Annotated in this window: 5 protein-coding genes and 1 pseudogene; 1 reads left to right on the top strand and 5 read right to left on the bottom strand. The window is 35.7% G+C overall.

Features of this window, described 5'->3' with window-relative positions; all coding sequences use genetic code 11:
* Positions 1-145: 145 nt before the first annotated feature.
* The 4 genes from U0M88_RS07200 to U0M88_RS07185 form a co-directional block, all read right to left on the bottom strand.
* On the bottom strand, positions 146-508 hold the full coding sequence (locus U0M88_RS07200; RefSeq protein ID WP_331869384.1) for a hypothetical protein: 363 nt from the start codon (positions 506-508) through the stop codon (positions 146-148).
* Between the two features lie 8 nt (positions 509-516).
* The gene (locus tag U0M88_RS07195) at positions 517-915 is read right to left on the bottom strand and encodes an HIRAN domain-containing protein (protein WP_331869383.1); all 399 of its coding nucleotides are present in this window, start codon (positions 913-915) and stop codon (positions 517-519) included.
* Complete coding sequence (locus tag U0M88_RS07190; RefSeq protein WP_331869382.1) at positions 900-1,682, bottom strand: hypothetical protein; 783 nt, start codon at positions 1,680-1,682, stop codon at positions 900-902. Before U0M88_RS07190 ends, U0M88_RS07195 begins: the two co-directional genes overlap by 16 nt.
* 65 nt (positions 1,683-1,747) lie before the next feature.
* A complete protein-coding gene (locus U0M88_RS07185; RefSeq protein WP_331869381.1) occupies positions 1,748-2,926 on the bottom strand; it encodes a DUF349 domain-containing protein in 1,179 nt (392 codons plus the stop codon).
* Positions 2,927-3,074: 148 nt separating this feature from the next.
* Between U0M88_RS07185 and U0M88_RS07180 the strand changes: the two genes are divergently transcribed.
* The gene (locus U0M88_RS07180; RefSeq protein WP_331869380.1) at positions 3,075-3,986 is read left to right on the top strand and encodes an alpha/beta fold hydrolase; all 912 of its coding nucleotides are present in this window, start codon (positions 3,075-3,077) and stop codon (positions 3,984-3,986) included.
* On the opposite strand, the pseudogene U0M88_RS07175 reads toward U0M88_RS07180, so the two are convergent.
* Positions 3,983-4,385 (bottom strand): annotated as a pseudogene (locus tag U0M88_RS07175) (FAD-dependent oxidoreductase); the annotation flags it as partial. The gene U0M88_RS07180 and the pseudogene U0M88_RS07175 overlap by 4 nt on opposite strands.

Here is a 4,385-nt window from a genome sequence, read left to right as displayed (position 1 = left end):
TGTTTGGTTAAAAATGATTGAGTATTTGTAGTCATAAAGAATACCTCTTTTCTGACTACAATATAAAATCTAATTTGACATTATTTATGCCATATCACCAAATTGTCGGTATAGCGTTTCATTATTGTTTTTTTTGATAACATATTTAGCTTTTTGGCTTTTTTTCATCTTTTTGGACATAGATTCCTTTTTTATACATTCTTGAAAGATTTTTTAAGCCGTTTTGATTATTGATCAGAGCAGCTTCTAAATAACATCGATATGCATTTTCTAAGTCGTCATTTTGTTCGTAAAGCTCGCCTAGTAAAGGGATTAATTCTTTATAGCCAGCCTCAATTCCACGATGATAGGTACGAAAAGCGCAGTCAATCATTCCATTCCAATTAAAATCAAATGCGAGTTGTTCATATTCTTCCATTGATAAATGTATAGTATCTTCTGTATCATAGAAGATTAAGTTCCATCCTTCGATCAAACGTCTGTTTTGTGGATCGTATTTAAATTCCATAAGTATACCTAAAAATCTACTAAATATATGGATATCCGAACATCCATGAAGCTCTTTTTCTTTTGAATCGATTTGATTTTGGCACTTAATGCCTTTCCTGCATCCATTAATCGGGAAAATACAATATTATCCTTTTCAGGGATATAACCAAGTTTTTTATTGGAAGAGTCTAAGATGACTATGGCATTCGGATCAAATTTATTTTGTTCACGTACTAGTTTTAAAGATTCTTGCGGGTTCAGTTGTAGTAAAATGGATGGATCTTCTAAATGTGTTGTACCTGCAATATAAGTATCAAATAAATGAATTTCACGAATTAAGGGTTTTAAAAGCTTATCAACACCACCATTTTGATTCAATGTTTCTACTAATTCATTGGAATGGTTTTGTATCAATTCATTTGACATGTTTGAAATACCTCCTGGTCTTCCAAAAGATTATTGATCACATCATTAAGATTATTTTGATAGTCTTTATAAGATTGAATTTCTTTTTTTAATTCAATATCTTTTTGATGAATTTTGTCTTCATCCATTAAAATAAATTTATAGGTATAAGGTTCATTTTGAATATATTCTTGAATTTCTTCTTTTAGCTGTAGAATTTTTTCATCTATATTAGGTATATCGATAGAACGCGCATAACAATGGAGGTCTTGAAGTATCCTTTGAACTAAAACATCTAATTCACTTAACTCTTTGGTATCATTAGCTTGATATGCAATCGTAATTTGATTCCATAAGTCCATTAATTCAGGTGTTTTATCGGTTAATGGATTGACATCTGGATGAATTTGTTTGGCAAGTCGACGATAAAGCTGTTTAGAACGTTTGATTTCATAGTCGCTGGAATATTTAAGCTTTTTACAATTCTTGACATCATTAAGTAGTTGTTCAAGATAATTATTATAAGATGTCATTTCATGTTTAAGAATATAGTTGATTTTATGTATATCAATACCTTGATTTTGATTGATTTGAAATTGAAAAAGGGAAATTTTCTTTTTAAGACGAATGCATTCTACTTTGAGTCTGTAAAGAGTAACAATTTTTTCACCGAAATGATGTAGATACAAACCCTGATATTGATTTGCCTCTTTTTGAATTTGATCCTTTTCGAGTAATAAGTTTTCATATTGTTTATATTTTGAATCTGAATGTATTGTAATAGACATAAATATCACCAATATCATTATAAGACAATACTAAAAAAAGCTCGATTTTTTTACGAGCTTTTCTACTATTCACCAATCTTAGAATCGATATCTTCGATTTGTGCTTCCAGTTCTTTGATGAAGTCTTCTTTTTGTTGAATCTGCGCTTCGATGTCTTTCATTTCCTGCTCAGAAACTAAGCCATACAAAGAATCTTGAAGACGTTCAATCTGACGTTTTTGATTGTTCAATAAATCAACTTTACGAGCACGAGCATCTTTCATACGATTCTGATGATCGGCCTGACGTTTGGCATTTGATTTTCCTAAACCGTCAAAATAGATATCGTTGATTTCACGGAATTCATTCCAGATCTTATCATCTTTATTCTTTCCGCAGGAACCGATTTTTTTCCATTGTACCGCAAGATCCTTCATCGTTTCTGTATTTTCACGAGAATAATCTTCGCTATCCTTAATAGCACGAGCTTTTTCAATCAATTCTTGTTTTTCTTTCAAATTGACAGCTTGTGTACTATGCAATTCTTCATAGAAAGCGTTACGGCGGGTATAGAATTTTTGACGGGCGCTGTTAAAGGCTTCCCACAAAGCGTCGTTATCTTCTTTTCCCGCAAATCCGGCTTCTCTCCATTGCGTCATTAAATCACGGAATTTTTCAGATGTTTTTTTCCATTCAACAGAATCTTCAAGCTCTTTGGCTTTTTCAATGAGAGCCTCTTTAGCTTCTTTGACTTTATCAAAGTTTTGATTCATGTTTTCCCAGGCTTCCTGTTTGCGGTCATAGAATACCTGTCGTGCTTTCTGGAATTCTTCCCAGAGAACGTCGTCTAAATTACGTCCGGCGCTTGGGATTTTTTTCCATTCTTCAAACAATTCCTGCTGCGCTTTTGTCGTCTGTTTCAGATCTTTGGCTTGCGATAATTCTTTCGCTTTCTCGATCAGAGCGCGTTTAGCTGCTTCGTGTTCTTTTTCGGCTTCTTTAAACTTTGCATAGAAAGCATCGATGGCTGCCTCAAAGCGATTTTTTAGATCTTCTTCGTACTCGCTTTCCCAATAATGAATCTGTCTCCAGCTGCGTCGTAACTGATTGATTTTCTGGCTGGCTTCATGATCATCTTCTATTTCATCGATTTTCTCTGCCTCTAGCACAAGAGCCTCTTTTTGTTGGATATCTTCATCCATATCGTCGTATTTTTCTTCAAAGTAGTTTTCGTTCATACGCTCACCCCCTACTTTTTGATACATATATGAAGTATATCACAAAATCAGAAACATCCCAAGAAATTCCACAAAATTCCTAGTGGTTTTCTAAAAATAGTAGAAAATGATCGCAAAAATGCAGTTGTAAATGTAAATAATACGTGTTTCAATAGAAACAAGAAAGAGGTTTATCATGAATACAAAAGAATTTATAATATCATCTTCAAGTGATGAACTTGCCTTGTCGGCCTTGTTGATCCAGCCAGATACTGCGTTAAAGGGAGTCATCGTGATTTTACATGGTATGGCCGAACATAAAGAGCGTTATGTTGATTTTATGCAGGCGTGTGCGAAAGACGGGTATGCGGCACTGATCTATGATCATCGAGGACATGGAGAAAGCGTATGTTCAAAGGATGACTATGGCTATTTCTATGAGGAGGATGCGGATTATATCGTGGAAGATGTCAAAGATGTGATCAATCATGTCAGACAGGCGTTTCCATCAGTTCCGGTTATTTTATTTGCACATTCTATGGGAACACTGGTAGCGCGTCTGTATTGTAAGAAGTATGATGATACAATTGACAAGCTGATTCTTTCCGGACCGGTCGTTAAAAATCTACTAGTTACAGCGGCACTTTTTTCGACAAAAGTTTTAAGTCTATGTTTTGGTAAGCATCACCGCAGTCATTTTATTCAATCTCTGGCTTTTGGTGGATACGATCGGAAATTTGAAGGAACTCACGAGAATCGCTGGTTATCGGAAAATATGCATAATGTGATGGCGTATAACGCAGAAGAAAAAGATGGTTTTATCTTTACGTTGAATGGGTTTAAAAATCTGTTTTTGATGGTGAAAAGAACATTTGATGGAAAAGGCTGGAAAGTTAAAAATCCCACTCTTCCGATTTTGTTTCTGGCAGGAGAAAACGATCCTGTCATTGGCTCTGTAGAACAACTGCATCAGGCAGAAGATGACATGCGTAGACAAGGATACGATACGATCGAAGAAAAAGTATATCCGCATATGCGACACGAAATCTTACAGGAAGAAAAAAAGGATACCGTGATTTGCGATATCCTTGACTTTATCAAGTCTTAAAGCTCTTTGGCAATTTCTCTTGCGACGTAAACACCACTGGCACTGGCATGGCTCAAGGAGTGGGTAACACCGGAACAATCCCCGATTACAAACAATCCTTTATGACATGTTTCTAAGCGTTTGTCCACCTGTACCTGCATATTGTAGAATTTGACTTCCACACCATACAACAAAGTATCATCGCTGGCTGTTGACGGACAGACTTCATCCAATGCGTAGATCATTTCGATGATATCATCCAACTGGCGCTTTGGAATGACCAGAGACAGATCCCCCGGCGTTGCCTTTAAGGTTGGTTTTACAAATCCGGATGCGATACGACTTGGTGTAGAACGCTGACCACGGATTAGATCACCAAAACGCTGGACGATGACACCGCCGCCTAACATATTGGAAAGA

The organism is Faecalicoccus sp. (genome assembly GCF_036552745.1).
GTDB lineage: Bacteria > Bacillota_I > Bacilli_A > Erysipelotrichales > Erysipelotrichaceae > Faecalicoccus.
The sequence above is the reverse complement of the archived record's forward strand: the minus strand, read 5'-3'. Positions and strand labels throughout refer to the sequence as shown.